The sequence below is a fragment of the Streptomyces sp. NPDC016640 genome (assembly GCF_043076215.1).
In the GTDB taxonomy this organism is placed as follows: Bacteria; Actinomycetota; Actinomycetes; order Streptomycetales; family Streptomycetaceae; genus Streptomyces.
The window spans coordinates 1-20,201 of record NZ_JBIBRG010000017.1 but is presented as its reverse complement, the minus strand read 5'-3'; the positions used below and the strand labels follow the sequence as shown (position 1 = coordinate 20,201).

The 20,201-nt window shown below is 70.8% G+C and carries 13 protein-coding genes, 1 tRNA gene and 1 rRNA gene; 2 read left to right on the top strand and 13 right to left on the bottom strand.

The features are described from left to right. The first annotated feature begins 55 nt into the window (after positions 1-55). Positions 56-886: an Fpg/Nei family DNA glycosylase gene (locus ACF07S_RS28660; RefSeq protein WP_391966278.1), complete on the top strand. Its 831-nt coding sequence runs from the start codon at positions 56-58 to the stop codon at positions 884-886. A gap of 42 nt (positions 887-928) precedes the next feature. Here the strand turns inward: ACF07S_RS28660 and ACF07S_RS28655 are convergent, their stop codons facing one another. The 10 genes from ACF07S_RS28655 to ACF07S_RS28610 all read right to left on the bottom strand — a co-directional run bounded on the left by ACF07S_RS28655 (position 929) and on the right by ACF07S_RS28610 (position 15,959). Beyond that, the gene (locus ACF07S_RS28655; protein WP_391966279.1) at positions 929-1,234 is read right to left on the bottom strand and encodes a hypothetical protein; all 306 of its coding nucleotides are present in this window, start codon (positions 1,232-1,234) and stop codon (positions 929-931) included. Between the two features lie 126 nt (positions 1,235-1,360). After that, entirely contained in the window at positions 1,361-1,831 is a 471-nt protein-coding gene (locus ACF07S_RS28650) for a Dps family protein (protein ID WP_391966280.1), read from the bottom strand. A 182-nt stretch (positions 1,832-2,013) separates the two neighbouring features. Beyond that, on the bottom strand, positions 2,014-2,394 hold the full coding sequence (locus ACF07S_RS28645; protein ID WP_391966281.1) for a helix-turn-helix domain-containing protein: 381 nt from the start codon (positions 2,392-2,394) through the stop codon (positions 2,014-2,016). Between the two features lie 109 nt (positions 2,395-2,503). Beyond that, on the bottom strand, positions 2,504-3,049 hold the full coding sequence (locus ACF07S_RS28640; RefSeq protein WP_391966282.1) for a CinA family protein: 546 nt from the start codon (positions 3,047-3,049) through the stop codon (positions 2,504-2,506). Next, positions 3,046-3,942: a CDP-diacylglycerol--glycerol-3-phosphate 3-phosphatidyltransferase gene (gene pgsA / locus ACF07S_RS28635; RefSeq protein WP_391966283.1), complete on the bottom strand. Its 897-nt coding sequence runs from the start codon at positions 3,940-3,942 to the stop codon at positions 3,046-3,048. Before pgsA ends, ACF07S_RS28640 begins: the two co-directional genes overlap by 4 nt. Next, complete coding sequence (rimO, locus tag ACF07S_RS28630) at positions 3,939-5,414, bottom strand: 30S ribosomal protein S12 methylthiotransferase RimO (protein ID WP_391966284.1); 1,476 nt, start codon at positions 5,412-5,414, stop codon at positions 3,939-3,941. The genes pgsA and rimO overlap by 4 nt, the downstream gene beginning before the upstream one ends. A 93-nt stretch (positions 5,415-5,507) precedes the next feature. Beyond that, entirely contained in the window at positions 5,508-6,341 is an 834-nt protein-coding gene (locus ACF07S_RS28625; protein WP_391975519.1) for a helix-turn-helix domain-containing protein, read from the bottom strand. A 252-nt stretch (positions 6,342-6,593) separates the two neighbouring features. Continuing rightward, positions 6,594-9,335, bottom strand: a complete 2,742-nt coding sequence (locus tag ACF07S_RS28620) for a DNA translocase FtsK (protein ID WP_391975518.1) — start codon at positions 9,333-9,335, stop codon at positions 6,594-6,596. A gap of 173 nt (positions 9,336-9,508) precedes the next feature. After that, the gene (locus tag ACF07S_RS28615; protein ID WP_391966287.1) at positions 9,509-10,186 is read right to left on the bottom strand and encodes a two-component system response regulator; all 678 of its coding nucleotides are present in this window, start codon (positions 10,184-10,186) and stop codon (positions 9,509-9,511) included. A 307-nt stretch (positions 10,187-10,493) separates the two neighbouring features. Beyond that, a complete protein-coding gene (locus ACF07S_RS28610) occupies positions 10,494-15,959 on the bottom strand; it encodes a HAMP domain-containing protein (RefSeq protein ID WP_391975517.1) in 5,466 nt (1,821 codons plus the stop codon). A gap of 412 nt (positions 15,960-16,371) precedes the next feature. On the opposite strand from ACF07S_RS28610, the gene ACF07S_RS28605 reads away from it, so the two are divergent. Beyond that, a complete protein-coding gene (locus ACF07S_RS28605) occupies positions 16,372-19,122 on the top strand; it encodes a SpoIIE family protein phosphatase (protein WP_391975516.1) in 2,751 nt (916 codons plus the stop codon). Between the two features lie 61 nt (positions 19,123-19,183). On the opposite strand, the gene ACF07S_RS28600 is transcribed toward ACF07S_RS28605, so the two are convergent. The 3 genes from ACF07S_RS28600 to rrf form a co-directional block, all read right to left on the bottom strand. Next, a tRNA-Thr gene (locus ACF07S_RS28600) sits at positions 19,184-19,256 on the bottom strand. Positions 19,257-19,332: 76 nt separating this feature from the next. Then, positions 19,333-20,010: a DegT/DnrJ/EryC1/StrS family aminotransferase gene (locus ACF07S_RS28595; protein WP_391975515.1), complete on the bottom strand. Its 678-nt coding sequence runs from the start codon at positions 20,008-20,010 to the stop codon at positions 19,333-19,335. A gap of 99 nt (positions 20,011-20,109) precedes the next feature. Continuing rightward, positions 20,110-20,201, bottom strand: a 5S ribosomal RNA gene (rrf, locus tag ACF07S_RS28590); the annotation flags it as partial.

Genomic DNA, 20,201 nt, shown 5'->3' with positions numbered 1-20,201 from the left:
GCATCCCGTCGGGCCGGCCGCGCACCGGAACCGGCCGACGTGCAACCCTTGACGCATGCCCGAAGGAGACACGGTCTGGCAGGCCGCGCGACGGCTGCACGACGCCCTCGCGGGCGAGGTGCTGACCCGCAGCGACCTGCGGGTGCCCAGATTCGCCACCGCGGATCTCACCGGCCGCGCCGTGCTCGACGTCACCCCGCGCGGCAAGCATCTGCTGACCCGCGTCGAGGGCGGCCTGACGCTCCACTCGCATCTGCGGATGGACGGCTCCTGGCGGGTGTACGCGGACGGGCAGCGCTGGAACGGCGGCCCCGCCCACCAGATCCGCGCGATCCTCGGCACCGCCGACCGCACCGCCGTCGGCTATCGGCTCCCCGTCCTGGAACTGATGCGCACCGCCGACGAGGACCGCGCGGTCGGCCATCTCGGCCCCGACCTGCTCGGCCCCGACTGGGACCCCGACCTGGCGCTGGCCAACCTCGTGAAGGACCCGGCCCGCCCCCTCGGCGAGGCCCTGCTGGACCAGCGCAACCTCGCCGGGATCGGCAATGTCTTCAAGAGCGAGCTCTGCTTCCTGCTCGGCGTGACCCCCTGGCTCCCCGTGGGCGAACTCCCCGCCGACCGCGCCGCGCAACTGCCCGGGCTCGCCAGGGGGCTGCTCGAGTTCAACCGTGAACGCCCCGTCCGCAGCACGACGGGCCGCCGCGGCCAGGACCTGTTCGTCTACGGTCGCGCACGGCGCCCCTGCCTGCGCTGCCGCACCCCCGTCCGGCTCGCCGACCAGGGCGACGGCTCCCGTGAGCGCCCCACCTACTGGTGCCCCACCTGCCAACCGGGTCCGGCCCCCACCCGAGCCCACCGCGACTCCCCCCGCACCGCACGCTGACCCCGCACCGCCCCGGGCGCACGCCGGCACCGCCGACGCCCGTCACGTCCGGTCGCGCGGTCCCCCCGTACTCTCGTCCCCCGGCCCCCGCGCTGCCGCGGTGGCCTCCGGAGCGGAGACGGCGCCCGACCGCCAGGCCCGCCGCCACCGTCCCGCCGCCAGTGCCCCTTCCGCCCGGTCCTCGGGCATGCAGTGCACCGGCAACAGGCCGAGCCCCCACCCGCCGGCCGCGACCGCCCCCTCCAGTGCACCGGCCTCGGGCACCAGCAGCAGTCGCGCCACCGCCCACCACCACAGCGCGCCGAACCCCAGAACCGCCCCCCGGCGCACCGCCCGCCCCGTCGTCACGCCCCGCGCCTTCGGGCCGACGCCATGAGGCCGCCGTGCCCCACCGGCAGGGCGCACCGACGGCACACGGGCGCATCCGGCCCGCCGTGCCGCCGCGCCAGGGACTCCCGGCCCCCCGGGGACACGTCACCCGTTCTCGGCCTGGAACATCCAGTGCTGCTTCTCCAGGTCGGCCGTGATCGTGATGAGGATGTCCTGACTGACCGGGTCCGGGTCCGCGGTCGCGGTGACCCGCTCCCGCATGCGGGCGATCACCGCCCCCAGCGCGTCCACGAGCGCGGCCACGGCGGCCGTGTCGTCGACCCAGCCCTCGGGCGTCACCCCGATCCCGCTGCCGACGGCCACCGTGGCGGCCCGGCCGTCGGGCGAGACACCCAGCGCCGCGGCACGCTCCGCGACCGTGTCGGAGTGAGTGCGCGCCAGGGTGACGACCTCGTCGAGCTGGAGATGCACGGACCGAAAGCGCGGCCCGACCACGTTCCAGTGGATCTGCTTCGCGACCAGCGCGAGGTCCACCAGATCGACCAGGGCGCCCTGCAGCGCCTCGGACACGGTCATCAGGTTCGCGTCGGACAACGGGCTCTTCACGACGTACATCCGCACCTCCGTGGCTGACCCCCGCCTCGTTCCTCAACGATGACCGCCACGCGCCGCACCGGCAAACGCACATGGAACGCCCCACGCATGCGAAAACCCCGGCGGCACCCTCCCTCGTCCTGCGGAAGGGCCCCCACCGGGGCATCTCACACACCACCGCGCACCTGCGCGGAGCGCCGCGCTCAGGCGGCGACGACGTCCACCGCCTCGGCGGGCGCCTTGATGGTCACCCGTTCCGGTGGCACACCGGTCACCGAAACGGCACCCAGCATCGGACGAACCGGCGTGGGCACGGGCTGGCTGGGGGTCGCTGCAGCAGACTGGGCCAGCTCCGCGAGGGCGAGCTCGTCGCTCACTTCCCGCATGAGCTCGGACATCCGTACGTCCAGCGCGTCGCAGATGGCGGAGAGCAGCTCGGAGGAAGCCTCCTTCTGCCCCCGCTCCACCTCGGAGAGATAGCCGAGTGAGACTCGGGCGGACGAGGAGACTTCGCGCAGAGTACGGCCCTGGCGTTGGCGCTGCCGACGCAGCACGTCACCCAGCAGGCGACGGAGCAGAATCATCGGTGGCTCCCTCCTCGGACCGCGTAGCCGCATCCTTCTCGCCCCACCGTACCGCCTCGCGCTGCGGCCGTGCGGGGAGCGATGTCGTGTTCACTCAGGGCTGCAAACATCAAAACCCCCCGTTCCGTTCCGTATCCTGTGCCCGCTCATTCCCGGTCTGTCCGCCCGCCAGCTCTGCCAGGAGCAGTGCGAGTACGCTCCGTACACTCTCCATACGAATTTCCGCGCGGTCGCCGTTCAACCGCAGACGCTCCACTTTTCCGCCACCGGCAGAACCGGGACCCGCTCCGAGGGGACCGTCCACGGCCACGAAGACCGTGCCGACGGCCTGCCCGTCCTGCGGATCCGGACCGGCGACCCCCGTGGTCGCGATCCCCCAGTCGGCACCCAGCGCCTCGCGGACCCCGGCCGCCATCCCGGCCGCCACCTGCGCATCCACCGCTCCGCGCTGCGCCAGCAGAGTGGCGTCCACGCCGAGCAGACCGTGCTTCAGGTCGGTCGCGTACGCCGTCACCGAACCCCGGAAGACCTTGGAGGCCCCGGGGACCGAGGTGATCTCCGCCGCCACCAGACCACCGGTCAGCGACTCGGCGACGGCGAGGGTCGCACCGTTCACAGTGAGTAGTCGCACCACCTCAGTGGCCGTAGAACTCACGCTTCCGTCTCCTCCGACGCCGCCTCGCGCTCGGCGATTCCCATCCTGCGCAGCACAATGGCCTGTTTCACATAGTCGAGTCCGCTCAGCACGGTCAGAGCGACCGCCGCGGCCATCACCCACCACCGCAGCGTGGCCAGCCACCCCGTCAGCGCCAGCACGTACATGCCGACGGCCACGCCCTGCGTGAGGGTCTTCAGCTTGCCCCCGCGGCTGGCCGGGATCACGCCGTAGCGAATGACCAGGAAACGCAGGAGCGTGATGCCGAGTTCCCGGCCGAGGATGACGCCGGTGACCCACCACGGCAGATCGCCCAGCGCGGAGAGGCAGACCAGGGCCGCTCCCATGATCGCCTTGTCGGCGATGGGGTCGGCGATCTTCCCGAAGTCGGTGACGAGGTCGTACGTGCGCGCCAGATGACCGTCGAACAGGTCGGTGATCATGGCGATCGCGAAAGCCGCCCAGGCCAGCGAACGCCACGCCGGGTCGTGTCCGCCGTCGGTGAGCATCAGCGCGACGAACGCCGGCACGAGGAGCAGCCGCATCATGGTCAGCAGATTGGCGATGTTCCAGACGCTGGCCTGGTCGACGGCCGCGGCCGCGATCTTCCCGCCACGCGCCGGCTGTTTCGCACCGTCCTCGGTGCCGACGCCGTCGGCGCCGCCCCGCGACACGTCGGCCCGGACGGCCTCGTCCCCGGCCCGCCGGACGCCGCCCGGGCCACGGCCGGGCAGCCCGCGCCTGGCCGTACCGCCGGACGGTCCCGGGGCTTCGCCCCGGGCCTCACGCGCGGCCACACGGCCCAGCCCCGGAACAACGCCCCCGGGAGCGGCGCCGACCGCCCTCCGCGCGCCGGAGGGGCCTCCTGCCGCCGATGCCGGGACACCCGTCATCTGCCCGCCTCCTCACTACACGCGAGCGAACCCTCGAACAGCGGCTCGGCCACCAGATCGACACCCTCCGTGCCGACCACCTTCGCCTCGACCATACGGCCGACGCGCAACCCCTCGCCGCTCGTGAGCAACACCTGGCCGTCCGTCTCGGGGGCCTGGTGCGCCGCCCGGCCATGCACGCCCTCTCCCTCGTCCACGGCCTCGACCAGCACCCGCACGGTCTCGCCGACGCGCTCCTCGGCGCGCTGCGAGACGAGTTCCTCGGCCAGCCGGGACACGCGTGCCAGCCGCTCGGCGACGACGTCCTCGTCCAGCTTGCGGTCGTACGTCGCCGCCTCGGTGCCCTCCTCGTCGGAGTAGCCGAAGACACCGACGGCGTCCAGCCGGGCGTGGTTCAGGAACCGCTCCAGCTCGGCGAGGTCGGCCTCGGACTCGCCGGGGAAGCCGACGATGAAGTTGGAGCGCACACCGGCCTGGGGCGCCTTGCTGCGGATGGTGTCGAGCAGTTCCAGGAAGCGGTCGGTGTCGCCGAAGCGGCGCATCGCGCGCAGCACGTCGGGCGCGGAGTGCTGGAACGACAGGTCGAAGTAGGGGGCGACCTTCGGGGTGGAGGTCAGCACGTCGATCAGTCCGGGGCGCATCTCGGCCGGCTGCAGGTAACTGACGCGCACCCGCTCCAGGCCGTCGACCTCGGCCAGCTCGGGCAGCAGGGACTCCAGCAGGCGGATGTCGCCGAGGTCCTTGCCGTAGGAGGTGTTGTTCTCGGAGACCAGCATGATCTCCTTGACGCCCTGTTCGGCCAGCCACCGCGTCTCGTTCAGCACGTCGCCGGGCCGGCGCGAGATGAAGGAGCCGCGGAAGGACGGGATGGCGCAGAAGGAGCAGCGCCGGTCACAGCCGGAGGCGAGCTTCACCGAGGCGACCGGGGAGCCGTCCAGTCGGCGGCGCAGGGGCGCGCGGGGACCGGAGGCCGGCGCGAGGCCCTCGGGCAGATCCACCGGCCCGTGCCCGGGAAGCGCGACAGAGGCGGCGGAGTCCTGCCGCTCGGCCGGGCTGATCGGCAGCAGCTTGCGCCGGTCGCGCGGGGTGTGGGAGGCGTGGATGCCGCCGTTCAGGATGGTCTGGAGGCGGTCGGAGATGTCGGTGTAGTCGTCGAAGCCGAGCACGCCGTCGGCCTCGGGAAGGGCTTCGGCGAGCTCCTTGCCGTACCGCTCGGCCATGCAGCCCACCGCCACGACGGCCCGCGTTCTCCCGTGTCCCTTGAGGTCGTTGGCCTCCAGGAGGGCGTCGACCGAGTCCTTCTTGGCGGCCTCGACGAAGCCACAGGTGTTGACGACGGCGACGTCGGCTTCCTCGGCGTCCTCCACGAGCTGCCAGCCGTCCGCCTCCAAACGGCCTGCGAGCTCCTCCGAGTCCACCTCGTTACGGGCGCAGCCAAGGGTGACGAGAGCGACGGTACGGCGTTCAGACATGGGCTCAAGACTACTTCGTCCCGGCGACACCCCACGTCGACGGGGTTGGCCGATCACGGCCGGCCCCGTCGTCGGAGTGCCCCGGGCGGCGGCTCATCCGGCCTGCGGGTCGCCCTTGGTGTAGGTCAGACGCTCGACCGCGCCCGGCTGCCAGTCGTCCTCGATCTTCTTGCCGTTGACGAACAGGTCGATCGCGCCGGCGTCGCCGAGCACCAGATTGACCTTGGAGCTGTCCTGGAAGGTCTTGGACTCGCCCTGCTTGAGCAGCCCGTCGAAGAGCAGCCGGCCGTTGTGGTCCTTGGCGGAGATCCAGCTGCGTCCGTCCGCGGCGGTGACCCGGACGGTCACCTTGTCCTGCGGCGCGGCCGCGATGGCGCTGTCTGACGCCTCCGGCTCGGTGCCGGCGGGCTTCTTGGTCGTGGCGGTGGGCGAGGGGGTCGTGGTGGGCCCGGTGCCGTCGGCGACGTTCGCCTTGCCGCCCTCGTCGCCGCCCTTGACCATCGTGAACCCGACGAACCCGATCACGACGACGATCGCGGCGACCATGGCCGCGGTCCAGTTGGGGCCGCGTCGCTCCGGGCGGATGCGTTCCGCCTCGAACATGGGGGCGGCCGGGGTCGGGGCCGGACGGCCACCGCCGTGCTCGTCCTCGTACTGGGCGATCAGCGGGGCCGGATCGAGGTGCACGGCCTTGGCCAGGGTCCGGATGTGCCCGCGCGCGTAGACATCGCCACCGCAGGGGGCGAAGTCGTCCGCCTCGATGGCGTGCACGATGGCGATGCGGACCCGGGTGGCGGTACTGACGTCGTCGACGGTGAGCCCGGCGGCGATGCGCGCCTGCCGCAGCGCTCGGCCGATGGAGGGGCGGGCTTCCTCGGAAACGTCTTCGAAGGGACGCTCGTCTTCAGGGGAGTTGCCGATGGACACGGGGGCGCCTTTCGAGCGTGTAGCCGCCTGTGCTGGAGGTTCAGTCTAGGAGGGGTACGAGAGGGTGGGGCAACCGGGCGGTCGGACTTTGTACGCCATCGGAATGGCCCGACATCCCGATGGTCCGCCTACTGCTTGTCGTTTCCCTCAACTTGACGTGCGCCGGGGGGAAACGGTTGCTCAATGATCCCTTACGGGTGGGTCACGATCGGCCACCAGGGTGACCGGAGGCGACGACCGCGTCCCGTGCGCCTACCCTTCAGACTCCCCCCGGATCAGCGCGAGCACGCCATCCAGCTCATCGGGCTTCACAAGAACGTCACGAGCCTTCGAACCCTCGCTCGGTCCCACGATGTTGCGGGACTCCATCAGGTCCATCAGCCGGCCGGCCTTGGCGAAGCCGACGCGCAGCTTGCGCTGGAGCATGGACGTCGACCCGAACTGGGTGGAGACGACCAGCTCGGCCGCCTGGCACAGCAGGTCGAGGTCGTCGCCGATGTCCTCGTCGATCTCCTTCTTCTGCTTGGCCCCGACGACGACGTCGTCCCGGAAGACGGGCGCCATCTGGTCCTTGCAGTGCTGGACGACGTCCGCGACCTCCTCCTCGGTCACGAACGCGCCCTGCATACGGGTCGGTTTGTTCGCTCCCATCGGCAGGAACAGCCCGTCGCCCTTGCCGATCAGCTTCTCGGCGCCGGCCTGGTCGAGGATGACGCGGGAGTCCGCGAGCGAGGAGGTGGCGAACGCCAGCCGGGACGGCACGTTCGCCTTGATCAGACCGGTCACGACGTCGACCGACGGCCGCTGCGTGGCGAGCACCAGGTGGATACCGGCGGCCCGCGCGAGCTGCGTGATGCGCACGATGGCGTCCTCGACGTCGCGCGGGGCGACCATCATCAGGTCGGCCAGCTCGTCGACGATCACCAGCAGATACGGGTACGGCTGGAGTTCCCGCTCGCTGCCCTCGGGCGGCTTGGCCTTGCCCTCGCGCACCGCGCGGTTGAAGTCGTCGATGTGCCGGTAGCCGTAGGCGGCCAGGTCGTCGTAGCGCAGGTCCATCTCGCGCACGACCCACTGGAGCGCCTCGGCGGCCCGCTTGGGGTTGGTGATGATCGGCGTGATCAGGTGCGGGATGCCCTCGTACGCCGTCAGCTCCACGCGCTTGGGGTCGACCAGGATCATCCGGACGTCCTCCGGGGTCGCCCGCATCATGACCGACGTGATCAGGCAGTTGATGCAGGACGACTTGCCGGAGCCGGTGGCGCCGGCGACCAGCATGTGCGGCATCTTCGCCAGCGAGTCCATGACGTAGCCGCCCTCGACGTCCTTGCCGAAGGCGACCAGCATCGGGTCGTCGTCCTCGGCGGACTCCGCGAGCCGCAGCACGTCACCGAGGTTGACCATCTCCCGGTCGGTGTTCGGGATCTCGATGCCGACCGCGGACTTGCCGGGGATCGGGCTGATGATCCGCACGTCCGGGCTGGCGACGGCGTACGCGATGTTCTTGGTCAGCGCGGTCACCCGCTCGACCTTCACGGCCGGGCCGAGTTCTACGACATAGCGGGTGACGGTCGGGCCGCGGGTGAAGCCGGTGACGGCGGCGTCCACCTTGAACTCCGTGAAGACCTTCCGCAGCGCCTCGACGACGATGTCGTTGGCGGCGCTGCGCGCCTTGCCCGGGCCGCCGCGCCGCAGCAGGTCGAGGGAGGGCAGGGAGTAGGTGATGTCGCCGGAGAGCCGGAGCTGCTCCGCCCGGGCGGGCAGGTCGCGGGGCTCGCGCGGCGGCGCCTTCGTCATGTCCAGGACGCCCGCCGGCGGCCTCTGCGCCGTGGGCTCGTCCGCCTTCGGCTTCTCCTGCCGTGGCCTGGCGGCCGGGATCGGCGTCGGTGAGGCCGGCTCGCGGTCGCCGACGCTCACCCCCTGGGTCAGGTCGGCGACGACCGGCGAGGGCGGCATCCCGTGCAGCACGGCACCGTCGAGTGCGGCGGCCGCCGCGGCGGCCACGTCGACGGCGTCCATGGACCGGTCCCGGTCGGGCTTCGGCACCCCGGACCTGCGCGGCCGGCCCCGGCGCCCGGAGGGGGCCGCCTGCCCGGCGTCGCCGGGGGCGTCGGGGTCGTACTCCTCGGGGGCCCGGCGACGCCTGCGGCGGCTCGCGGGCAGCGCCTCGCGCCACTGCTCCTCGTAACGCTCGTCGTCCTCGACGAACTCCTCCGGCTCGGGTTCGCGGACGAGTCCGAGGCGTACGCCGAGCTGCCGCAGACGCTGCGGGACGGCGTTCACCGGGGTGGCCGTGACGACCAGGAGACCGAAGACCGTGAGCAGCACCAGCAGCGGTACGGCGAGGACGTCCGTCATCGTGGACGACAGCGGCGTGGCCGCGGCCCAGCCGATGAGACCGCCCGCGTCCCTTATGGACTGCATGCCGTCGCTGCGGGCGGGCGAGCCGCAGCCGATGTGGATCTGCCCGAGGACGCCGATGACGAGCGCGGACAGGCCGATGACGATCCGCCCGTTGGCCTCCGGCTTCTCCGGGTGGCGGATGAACCGTACGGCGATGACGGTGACCAGGATCGGAACCAGCAGGTCGAGCCGGCCGAAGGCTCCGGTGACCAGGATTTCCACGAGGTCGCCGACGGGGCCCTTCAGGTCGGCCCAGGTTCCCGCGGCGACGATCAGCGCGATGCCGAGCAGCAGCAGCGCGACACCGTCCTTGCGGTGCGCGGGGTCGAGGTTCCTGGCGCCCTGCCCCACGCCGCGGAAGACGGCGCCGACGGCGTGCGCGAGGCCCAGCCACAGGGCGCGTACGAGCCGGTAGACGCCGCTGGTCGGGCTCGCTGCCGGTGCGGGCGCCGGCCTCTTCGCCGGAACCCTCCGGGCGGATGCCTTCTTCGCCGGGGCCTTCTTGGCAACGGCCTTCCTCGCCGGAGCCTTCGCGGAAGCGGCCGCCTTCTTCGCGGGCGGCTTCTTGGCTGCGGAGGGACGTGAGGCCATGGGTGCGAGGTTACCGGTGGAGACGGCAGGGGACACGCGTGACGGGCGCTTCACCCGTTCGTGTCGCCCTCACCGAGACGCGAAGTTGACACCGGCAGACGCGGAGAAGGCGGAGTGACGCGCCCTCAGGCCCGGTCCCCTCACGGAACCGGGCAACTCCGCTGCCCTCGGTGTCAGTTCTGCGACGGCACGGACGACGCACTGCCGGCCCCCGGCTCCAGGGCGTCCAGCGCCCGCCGCAACCCCGTCAGCTTGCGCTCCAGATGGGCCGCGGTGGCCACCGCGGCCGCGTCCGTCGACTCGTCGTTGAGCTGCTTGGTGAGTGCCTCGGCCTGCTCCTCGACGGCCGCGAGCCGCGCCGAGAGTTCGGCGAGCAGCCCCGCCGACTCCTTCGGCTCGTCGGCGTCCTTCTCGCCGCCCTCCAACTGCAGCCGCAGCAGCGACGCCTGCTCCCGCAGTTGGCAGTTCTTCATGTACAGCTCGACGAAGACCGAGACCTTCGCGCGCAGCACCCACGGGTCGAACGGCTTGGAGATGTAGTCGACCGCGCCCGCCGCGTACCCACGGAAGGTGTGGTGCGGGCCGTGGTTGATCGCGGTGAGGAAGATGATCGGGATGTCCCGGGTCCGCTCCCGCCGCTTGATGTGTGCCGCGGTCTCGAAACCGTCCATCCCCGGCATCTGGACGTCCAGCAGGATGACCGCGAAGTCGTCCGTGAGCAGTGCTTTGAGTGCTTCTTCCCCCGACGATGCCCGCACCAGCGTCTGATCGAGCGCCGAGAGGATCGCCTCGAGCGCCAGCAGATTCTCCGGCCGGTCATCGACCAGGAGGATCTTGGCCTTCTGCACCATGGCCCGCCCTCCTCGCCCCGGCGTGGGGCCTCCCCTGTCCGCAGGACCTGGGGAGGCACCGGTGGGTACCGCCCCAGGGGACGGCTCCCTTGCGCCGCCCGTCCTCGTGCCGGTCATCGTAGCCGCACCCCGCCCGTCACCACACCCTGTCACCGTGATGTCACTGTGCACGTAGCAGAAACGCGGCGGGAGACCAGAAGGTTCCCCGAATCCCGCACTTCTACACGACTTCGCGCACACCACCTGAGCAACTTCGTGCGAACGCGGAAGCTTCCGGTCATGGTGGCGCCCTCCTCGGACGTCGTCCTCACTCCCCCCGCATCCACTGTTCCATCACCGACAGCAGGTGATCGGGGTCGACCGGCTTGGTCACGTAGTCGGAGGCGCCCGACTCGATCGCCTTCTCGCGGTCGCCCTTCATCGCCTTCGCGGTGAGCGCGATGATCGGGAGCCCGGCGAACTGCGGCATCCGACGGATCGCCGTGGTCGTCGCGTACCCGTCCATCTCGGGCATCATGATGTCCATCAGCACGACCGCCACGTCGTCGTGCTGCTCCAGGACCTCGATGCCCTCGCGGCCGTTCTCCGCGTACAGCACGGACAGGCCGTGCTGCTCCAGGACGCTGGTGAGCGCGAAGACGTTGCGGATGTCGTCGTCGACGATCAGCACCTTCTGCCCGCCGAAGCGGATACCGCGGCGCGACCGCCGGGGCGCCGGTTCCGGCTGTTCCACGTCCGGCCACTGCTCCGGCTCGGAAACCGGCCGCTGCTCGGGCGTCACCCTGCGGCGGCGCCGGAACAGCGCGGCCGGACCGTTCTGCGTCTCCCGGTACGACGTCACTTCCGCCGGCGGCTCGACCTCCGCCGCGGACAGCTCGGCCGAGGCCACCAGGTCACCGGCCTCCAGCGCCGGCATGGGCTGCTGGTAGCCGTGCGGCGGCAGCTCGCTCGGGTGCATCGGCAGGTACAGCGTGAAGGTCGAGCCGCGGCCCGGCTCGCTCTGCGCGTGGATCTCGCCGCCGAGCAGCTGCGCGATCTCCCGCGAGATCGACAGTCCCAGACCCGTACCGCCGTACTTGCGGCTGGTGGTGCCGTCGGCCTGCTTGAACGCCTCGAAGATCACCCGCATCTTGCTGGCCGCGATGCCGATGCCCGTGTCGCTCACCGAGAACGCGATCAGGCCCGCGTCCGGATCGGTCAGCGAACCGGCCTCCAGCAACTGCTCCCGGATGGCCTGCGGCACGTCGTCCCGGGCCGGCCGGATGACCAGCTCGACCGATCCGGAGTCGGTGAACTTCACCGCGTTGGACAGCAGGTTGCGCAGCACCTGGAGCAGCCGCTGCTCGTCGGTGTGCAGGGTGGCCGGCAGCTCCGGGGAGACCCGTACGGACAGGTCCAGGCCCTTCTCCGCGGTCAGCGGCCGGAAGGTGGCCTCCACGTAGTCCACGAGCTGGACCAGCGCGATCCGCGTCGGGGAGACGTCCATCTTGCCCGCCTCGACCTTCGACAGGTCCAGGATGTCGTTGATGAGCTGGAGCAGGTCCGACCCGGCGCCGTGGATGGTCTCGGCGAACTCGACCTGCTTGGGCGAGAGGTTCCCCTCCGCGTTGTCGGCGAGCAACTTGGCCAGGATGAGCAGGGAGTTGAGCGGCGTACGCAGCTCGTGCGACATGTTGGCCAGGAACTCGCTCTTGTACCGCATGGAGACCGCGAGCTGCTCGGCACGCTCCTCCAGGACCTGCCGCGCCTCCTCGATCTCGGTGTTCTTCACCTCGATGTCGCGGTTCTGGCGGGCCAGCAGCTCGGCCTTCTCCTCCAGTTCGGCGTTGGACGCCTGGAGAGCCTTCTGCCGCTGCTCCAGCTCCGCCGAGCGCTCGCGCAGCTGCTCGGTCAGTTCCTGGGACTGCGCCAGCAGCCGCTCCGTCTTGGTGTTCACCGAGATGGTGTTGACGCTCGTCGCGATCATCTCGGCGATCTGGTTGAGGAAGTCCTTCTGGATGTGCGTGAACGGCGTGAACGAGGCCAGCTCGATGACGCCGAGCACCTTCCCCTCGAACAGCACCGGCAGCACGATCACCTGCGCCGGCGGTGCCTCCCCGAGCCCCGAGGAGATCTTCAGATAGCCGCTGGGCGCGTTCCCCACGAGGATCGTGCGCTTCTCCGCGGCGGCCGTCCCGATGAGCCCCTCACCGGGCCGGAACGAGGTCGGCATCGACCCCATGGAGTAGCCGTACGAGCCGAGCATGCGCAGCTCGAACTGGTCGTCGTCCGAGGCGCTCAGGTCCTCGCCGTCGACCAGCGGCATCGCGAGGAAGAACGCGCCGTGCTGCGCGGAGACCACCGGGGTCAGCTCACTCATGATCAGCGAGGCCACGTCCTCCAGGTCCCGGCGGCCCTGCATCAGCGCGGAGATACGGGCGAGGTTGCCCTTGAGCCAGTCCTGCTCCTTGTTGGCGATCGTGGTGTCGCGCAGGTTGGCGATCATCTTGTTGATGTAGTCCTGGAGTTCCTGGATCTCCCCGGACGCGTCCACGTCGATCTTCAGGTTCAGGTCGCCGCGCGTCACGGCGGTCGCCACGCGCGCGATGGCACGCACCTGCCGGGTCAGGTTGCCGGCCATCTCGTTCACGGACTCGGTCAGGTCCCGCCAGGTGCCGTCGACGTCGCGCACCCGCGCCTGGCCGCCCAGGGCGCCCTCGGTGCCCACCTCGCGGGCCACCCGCGTGACCTCCTCGGCGAAGGAGGACAGCTGGTCCACCATCGTGTTGATGGTGGTCTTCAGCTCGAGGATCTCCCCGCGCGCATCGATGTCGATCTTCTTCGTCAGGTCGCCCTTGGCGATGGCCGTCGTCACCATGGCGATGTTGCGCACCTGACCGGTCAGGTTGGACGCCATCTGGTTCACCGACTCGGTGAGGTCCTTCCACGTACCGGCCACACCGGGCACGTGCGCCTGACCACCGAGGATGCCGTCCGTGCCCACCTCGCGGGCCACCTTGGTGACCTGCTCGGCGAACGCGCTCAGCGTCTTCACCATGGTGTTGATGGTGTCGGCGAGCTGCGCCACCTCGCCGCGCGCCTCGATGCTGACCTGACGCGTCAGGTCGCCGTTGGCGACGGCCGCGGAGACCTGGGAGATGTTCCGCACCTGAGTGGTCAGGTTCTTGGCCATCAGGTTGACGTTGTCGCTCAGGTCCTTCCAGATGCCCGTGACCCCGGGCACGTGCGCCTGACCGCCCAGGATGCCCTCGGTACCCACCTCGCGGGCCACCCGCGTGACCTGCTCGGCGAACGACGACAGTTGGTCCACCATCGTGTTGACGGTGGTGACCAGCTCGAGGATCTCGCCCTTGGCGTCGACGGTGATCTTCTTCGACAGGTCGCCCTTGGCGACCGCGGTGGTGACCTCGGCGATGTTGCGCACCTGGAGGGTCAGGTTGTTCGCCATGCCGTTCACGGACTGCGTGAGGTCCTTCCAGGTGCCGGAGACGCCCTGCACCTCGGCCTGACCACCGAGGATGCCCTCCGTACCCACCTCGCGGGCCACCCGCGTGACCTCCTGGGCGAACGACGACAGCTGGTCCACCATCGTGTTCAGCGTGTTCTTGAGCTCGAGGATCTCCCCGCGCGCGTCCACCGTGATCTTCTGCGACAGGTCACCACGGGCCACCGCGGTCGCCACCTGGGCGATGTTGCGGACCTGCGCGGTGAGGTTGCCGGCCATGCCGTTCACGGAGTCGGTCAGGTCCCGCCACACACCGGCGACCCCGGGCACCTGCGCCTGACCGCCCAGCCGGCCCTCGGTGCCCACCTCGCGCGCGACCCGGGTGACCTGGTCGGCGAAGGAGGACAACTGGTCCACCATCGTGTTGATGGTGTTCTTCAGCTCCAGGATCTCCCCGCGCGCGTCGACGTCGATCTTCTGCGACAGGTCTCCCCGTGCGACGGCCGTCGTGACCTGCGCGATGTTGCGCACCTGACCGGTCAGGTTGGACGCCATCGAGTTGACGGAGTCGGTGAGCTCCTTCCAGGTGCCCGACACGCCGTCCACACGCGCCTGACCGCCCAGCCGGCCCTCCGTCCCCACGTCCCGGGCCATCCGCGTGACCTGGTCGGCGAAGCTCGACAGCTGGTCCACCATCGTGTTCACGGTGTTCTTCAGCTGGAGCATCTCGCCGGAGACGTCCACGGTGACCTTCTGCGACAGGTCGCCGTTGGCGACCGCCGTCGTCACCTGGGCGATGTTCCTCACCTGTCCGGTGAGGTTGCGGAACGCCGTGTTGACGGAGTCCGTCAGGTCCTTCCACGTCCCCGCCGCACCCGGCACCTGCGCCTGACCGCCCAGCTCACCCTCGACACCGATCTCCCGCGCCACGCGCGTGACCTCGGCACCGAAGGCGGACAGCTGGTCGACCATCGTGTTGACGGTGTTCTTCAGCTCCAGCATCTCGCCGGCCACGTCCACCGTGACCTTCTGCGACAGGTCGCCGTTGGCGACCGCCGTCGTCACCGCCGCGATGTCCCTCACCTGAGTGGTCAGGTTCCGGAACACCGTGTTGACGGAGTCCGTCAGGTCCTTCCACGTCCCCGCCGCACCCGGCACGTTCGCCTGACCGCCCAGCCGGCCCTCGGCCCCGACCTCGTTGGCGACCCGCGTGACCTCGTCGGCGAAGATCCGCAGCGTCTCGGTCATCTGGTTGATCGTCTCGGCGAGCTGCGCCACCTCACCGCGCGCCGGCACCGTCACCTTCCGCGACAGATCACCGTTGGCGACGGCGGTCGTCACCTCGGCGATCCCGCGCACCTGTGCCGTGAGGTTCCCGGCCATGGTGTTGACGGAGTCGGTGAGCTCCTTCCACACGCCGTCCACCCCGGGTACCTGCGCCTGACCGCCCAGGGCGCCCTCGGTACCCACCTCACGGGCGACGCGTGTCACCTCCGAGGAGAACGCGGAGAGCTGGTCCACCATCGTGTTGACGGTGTTCTTCAGCTCGAGCATCTCGCCCTCGACGTGCACGGTGACCTTGCGCGACAGGTCACCGCTCGCGACGGCCGTCGTCACCAGCGCGATGTCGCGCACCTGCGCGGTCAGCCGCTCCGCCATGGTGTTGACGGAGTCCGTCAGGTCCTTCCAGGAGCCCGACATCCCGCGCACCTGGGCCTGGCCGCCCAGCTTGCCCTCGGTCCCCACCTCGCTGGCCACGCGCGTGACCTCGTCGGTGAACGTCGACAACTGGTCGACCAGGTTGTTGACGGTCCGCCCGACCTTCAGGAACTCCCCCCGCAGCGGGTGCCCCGACCCGTCCGGCGCCTGCGTGCGCAACTCCATACGCGGCGACAGGTCGCCCTCGGCCACCGCCGACAGCACCCGGCTCACCTCGGAGACGGGCCGTACCAGGTCGTCCACCAACGCGTTCGAGTGGTCGATCGCGGTCGCCCAGGAGCCCTCGGAGGCCCCCGTCTCCAGCCGCTCCGTGAGTTTTCCCTCACGCCCGACCATGCGGCGCACCCGCGCCAGCTCACCCGTCAGATGGAGATTGCGGTCGCCCACCTCGTTGAAGACGGCCGCGATCTCCGCCATCACGCCGTCGCCGGTCACCGTCAGCCGTTTGCGGAAGTTTCCGTCCCGCATCGCCACCAGGGCCACCAGCAGCCGGTTCAGGGCCGCCGTGTCGACCGTCGTGGTCCCGCCCCGCGCCCTTCCCGGCTTACTCAGGGACTGTCCGCCTTTCGCGCGCGTCTTCGTGCCCCGCGTCGCTGCGCCAGACTCCACTGTGTCCCTCCCGCAGGGGTCGACCGTTACCGCCGTGCCCGGGCCCACCACCAGGGGCGACCCGTTACCACCGCGTTCTTCCTGTTACTACCGCGATGTCCTGCCCGACGTTCAAGGCACCGCCAGGGGGCTGCTGCCCACCGGACGCGGGAGGCACACGGCCCGCTCGGACCTTCACGACGAGCCTGCCCAGTGTTTCACCCCCGCCGAACCAGGCCGTAACAGTTCGGCAGCTTCGCACATCGTCCGCACACCCGCCGGATGACGACCACCTCGGACGGAAACACAGCGGACCGGCATCCTCTCGGATCGTGAAGGTAAGTAACCTTGCATCCGGCTGTCCAGCCACGCCGGTCCGTCCGGCCTGGGCGGTGGCACGGAGACGAGCGGGCATCGGAGGGCGGCCGCAGACATGACCACCGGACTGATCCCGGGGGAGCAGCCCCCGGACCCACGGCCGGCCGAAGGCCTGCCGCCGCAGCGGCGCGAGCCGGCCGGCCAGGGAGCCATGCCCGTCGAGAACCGGTCGAGGAGTTCTGTGATCACCGCGCGCGCGGCCGCCAGCTTCGAGCCCCTGGGGCGATCTGTCGCGAGCGCCCGCTCGTTCGTCCGTGACACGCTCCAGGGCTGGGGTTTCGCCGACATCGTCGACGACGCCGTGGTTCTCACCAGCGAACTGGTGACCAACGCCGTCGTCCACGCCGGCACCGCGGCCGACCTGCTCTGTCTGCGCAGCGACGTGGGCGTGCGCATCGAGGTGGCCGACCGGTATCCCGAACGTGAGATCCCCCTGCAGGGCTCGCCCGTCGAGATGGGCAGCCCCGACCGCGAGGGGGGCCGCGGACTCCAGCTGTGCGCGGCCCTGGCCGGCCACTGGGGCGTGGACTACACGCCCACCCACAAGACCGTCTGGTTCCAGCTCGACCTTCCCCAACGCCCGGTCGGCGCCCGCTCCGCCGGCCCCGCCCTGCCGGCCCACCTCCTCCCGCTCGCCGACACCCGGGTCCGTGTGGCCGTCGTCCAGATCGACCGGTCCGACTCCATCGCCGCCTGGAACGAGGACGCGGAGGAGCTCTTCGGCTACACCGCCGAGCAGGTCACCGGCAAACCCCTGACCGACCTCGCGGCCTGGCCGCACACCCCCGGCACCGGCACCGGCATCGCCGACGCCCTCCGGCTCTCCCGCTGGGAGGGCAGCTACGGCATCCGGGGCGCCGGCGGCCGGGTGATCCCGGTGTACGCCTCCCACCTGCGGGTCCGTGACACCGACGGGGATCCGTCAACCGTCTGCCTCCTCGTGCGGGACCACGAACGGGCGGTTCTGCAGACCCCGCTGCGCGGTCCGGCATCCGACACCGGCGCCTCCGACGGCCAGAGCACGGACCCCTTCGAGGTGTTCATCGGCTCTCCCGCGCCCGACGATCTCGACGGTCTCCTCCAGCGCACGGTGGAGCGCGCCCGCGACATGCTCGACGGCGATTCCGCCTTCCTGCTCCTGGCGACCGACGACGAGACGGAACTGGAGGTCCGCGCCTCCACCGGCCTGCCCTCGGCCCGCCAGCGCTTCGCCCGTGTCCCCGTCGAGGCGGGCCCCGGCCGCTACGGCTCCGCCCGTATGCCGGCCGTCCACGAGGACCTCACCGTCGTCCCCGGCGCGGTCCCCCTCCTCAACAGCACGGGCATGCGCTCGGTCGTCACCGTCCCGCTGAAGGTCGAGGGGCGGCTCACCGGCTCCCTCGGCGTCGCCGCCGAGGCACCGAACAGGTACTCCAACGAAGAGGCCCTGCGCCTGCAGTTCGCGGCCGACCGCATCGCCCTCGCGGTCGAGTCGGCCCGCCTGGGCGAGTTGGAGCGGCTGCGCCGCGGCTCGCTCAGTTTCCTCGTCGAGGCTTCCGACCTGCTGGCCGGCACCCTGGACCGGGACCAGACCCTGGCCCTGATGGCCCAGATGACGGTCCCCACCCTCGCCACCTGGTGCGCCGTCTACACGATCGCCGACCAGGCCTCCGACCCCTATCTGTCGTACGTGCTGCACGAGGACGAGGAGCTGATCGACGGCATCAAGTCCCTGCTGTCGAAGATTCCCCCGCCCGATCCGGTTCCCACTCCCGGGGCCCGCATCTGGTCGCTTCCCGCGGAGGTCGCCCACCAGGCGGCGCTGCGGACGTCCATGCGCAGCCTCGGTCTGAGCGGCGGTCCGAGCCGTCAGGTCACTCCCGGCATCGGCCCGACCCTCGCCACCGCCTCGGCGGTCGGCGGAGAAACCGTTGTCCTCCCCCTGGTCGCCCGCAACCGGGTCATCGGCATGCTGACGCTCGGCAAGCCGACCGACGAGCACTTCCGTCAGGAGATCCTGGAACTCGCCGAGGATCTGTCCCGGCGGGCGGCCCTGGCCCTGGACAACGCCCGCCTGTACTCCGAGCGCACGGCCATCAGCCAGGCCCTCCAGCGCAGTCTCCTGCCGCCCGAGCTGCCGCTGATCGACGGCGTCGAGGTCGAGGTCATCTACCGCGCGGCCGGCGAGGGCAACGAGGTCGGCGGCGACTTCTACGACCTCTTCCCGATCAGCGACGGCGCCTACGGCTTCGCCATCGGCGATGTCTGCGGTACGGGCCCGAACGCGGCGGCCGTCACCGGCCTCGCCCGGCACGCGCTGCGGCTGCTGGCCCGTGAGGGTCTGAGCGGCCCGGCGGTCCTGGAGCGCCTGAACTCCGCGATCCTCGACGAGGGCGCCCGCAGCCGCTTCCTCACGCTGCTCTACGGCGAGCTGCGCCCGCAAGAGGACGGCAGCGCCGAACTCAAGGTGGTCTGCGCCGGCCACCCGCTGCCGCTCCGCCTGCGCCAGGACGGCACGGTCGAAGCGGCCGCCGAGCCCCAGCCGCTCCTCGGGGTCCTGGAGGATCTCGAGCTGTACGAGCAGACGGTCACGCTCGATCCCGGCGATGTCCTCCTGTGCGTCACCGACGGCGTCACCGAACGACGTGAAGGCAGCAGGATGCTGGGGGACGACGGTCTCGCCGACGTCCTGACGACCTGCACGGGCCTGACGGCCGGCGCGGTCGCGGCCCGCATCATGCGCGCCGTGGAACGCTTCGCCACCGACGCGCCGTCCGACGACATGGCCATCCTGGCCATGCGCGTTCCCGGTCTGCACAAGGACTAGAAGGCACCGGGACCAGGGCATGCGAAAGGCCCCGCCCGATGGGGCGGGGCCTTTCTTTCGGAGCCCCCAAACGGAATCGAACCGTTGACCTTCTCCTTACCATGGAGACGCTCTACCGACTGAGCTATAGGGGCCTGTCGCCTTTTCGGGGTTTCCCCCGCGGCAACGGAATAGATCATACCCCGAACGAACCCGTGCTCCCAACCACGCTCAGACGGCCGGCTGCAGGAGCCCGCCGAGCGCATTGCACGCGGACGCGATCCGCTGCATGTCCCGCTTGGTCAGGGAGGCGTCGACGGGAAGCGAGAGAGTCTCGTCGGCTGCCCGCTCCGTCTCGGGCAGGGACACGCACCGCCGGAACTCGGGCAGCCGGTGCACGGGGGTCTTCACCGGGACCCGGCACTCAACGCCCTTGGCGCGTACGGCCCGTGCGAAGGCGTCCCGATCGGGCCGACCGTTCCCCGGCACCCGCACCACGTACTGCTGGTAGGTGTGCCCGACTCCGCCCTCGGGCGTCCGCACGCCCCTCAGCTTGGCGTCGAGGAACGCCGCCCGCTCCCGGCGTTGGGCTATCTCGTCGTACGGCGCCTCGGACTCGCCGTGTTCCAGCACCAGCAGCCCGTGCCGCCGGCCGACAGCGTGCAACCGTCCGACGTCGGCGGGCCTGCCGAAGCGGTGGACGACGACGAGGGCCGCCGTCCGCCGGGTCACGGCCGCCTCCACCGCGGTCGGCTCCAGGCAGTACGACGCCGGGTCTATGTCGGCGAACACCGGCAGCGCGCCGGCCATCGCCACGGCTTCGGCTACCTCCACGTTGCCGTAGGCCGGTACGACGACCTCGTCGCCCACTCCGACACCAGCGGCCCTGAGTAGTGCAGCAGTACCCATGGGATGGATGCTCGTGGCGCAACGTGAACTTCAAGTGACGGGCAGCAAAAAAGGGTTGGACCCGGAACCGAAGTTCGGGGTCCAACCCTTTGAAGTATTGTTCGGCGGCGTCCTACTCTCCCACAGGGTCCCCCCTGCAGTACCATCGGCGCTGTAAGGCTTAGCTTCCGGGTTCGGAATGTAACCGGGCG

What these genes read in the sequence shown, in the direction of transcription:
- pgsA (WP_391966283.1), bottom strand. Translation starts at nt 3,942, where the DNA reads ATGACGGGTGTCCCGGCATCGGCGGCAGGAGGCCCCTCCGGCGCGCGG.
- ACF07S_RS28645 (WP_391966281.1), bottom strand. Translation starts at nt 2,394, where the DNA reads ATGATTCTGCTCCGTCGCCTGCTGGGTGACGTGCTGCGTCGGCAGCGC.
- ACF07S_RS28595 (WP_391975515.1), bottom strand. Translation starts at nt 20,010, where the DNA reads ATGGGTACTGCTGCACTACTCAGGGCCGCTGGTGTCGGAGTGGGCGAC.
- ACF07S_RS28660 (WP_391966278.1), top strand. Translation starts at nt 56, where the DNA reads ATGCCCGAAGGAGACACGGTCTGGCAGGCCGCGCGACGGCTGCACGAC.
- ACF07S_RS28650 (WP_391966280.1), bottom strand. Translation starts at nt 1,831, where the DNA reads ATGTACGTCGTGAAGAGCCCGTTGTCCGACGCGAACCTGATGACCGTG.
- rimO (WP_391966284.1), bottom strand. Translation starts at nt 5,414, where the DNA reads ATGTCTGAACGCCGTACCGTCGCTCTCGTCACCCTTGGCTGCGCCCGT.
- ACF07S_RS28620 (WP_391975518.1), bottom strand. Translation starts at nt 9,335, where the DNA reads ATGGCCTCACGTCCCTCCGCAGCCAAGAAGCCGCCCGCGAAGAAGGCG.
- ACF07S_RS28605 (WP_391975516.1), top strand. Translation starts at nt 16,372, where the DNA reads ATGACCACCGGACTGATCCCGGGGGAGCAGCCCCCGGACCCACGGCCG.
- ACF07S_RS28615 (WP_391966287.1), bottom strand. Translation starts at nt 10,186, where the DNA reads ATGGTGCAGAAGGCCAAGATCCTCCTGGTCGATGACCGGCCGGAGAAT.